The sequence below is a fragment of the Vibrio sp. 10N.286.46.A8 genome (assembly GCF_041470165.1).
Taxonomy (GTDB): domain Bacteria; phylum Pseudomonadota; class Gammaproteobacteria; order Enterobacterales; family Vibrionaceae; genus Vibrio; species Vibrio tasmaniensis_A.
Genome location: NZ_JBFRLX010000307.1, coordinates 1 through 559, shown reverse-complemented (window position 1 = coordinate 559; position 559 = coordinate 1). Strand labels below are relative to the sequence as shown.

1 pseudogene is annotated in these 559 nt (G+C 42.2%); it reads left to right on the top strand.

The window, feature by feature from the left end:
• Positions 1-387: pseudogene (locus AB4232_RS21900) on the top strand (CoA-disulfide reductase); the annotation flags it as partial.
• Positions 388-559 lie beyond the last annotated feature (172 nt).

Genomic DNA, 559 nt, shown 5'->3' with positions numbered 1-559 from the left:
AAAGATACCTATATGTCAGGCTTCTTAGGTTCGTCTTGCTTGAAAGTACTCGATTACGAATTGGCGTGTACCGGCGTATCTGAACTTCTAGCGAAAGAACATAACTTGGATGTGAAAGTATCGACGATTTCAGATAAGAACCAAACCGATTACTACCCAGGCCAAGAAGACATCAAGGTGAAGTTGGTTTATCACCCAGAAACTAAGGTCCTTTTAGGTGGTGAAATCGTAGGTAAGAAAGGAGCCGTTGGCCGCATTAACGCACTGGCCGTAGCGATCACAGCCAAGATGACTACTCAACAACTAGGCTACATGGACTTCTGTTATGCCCCACCATTCGCACGTACATGGGATGCTCTAAACGTGGCAGGTAACGTAGCAAAATAACGAGTGTAAGTTCTGAAGAACGTACAGTTAAAACATCAAAGCAGAGCCTGAGCGCTCTGCTTTTTTAATTCCTTAACTCTACGAACCTTATAACTAGATTAGATAACGACTTATCTAGTGTTTTTGAACTCTCTTTTTGCAAATTCAAGATGTAAAAAAGCCCGCTGATTTC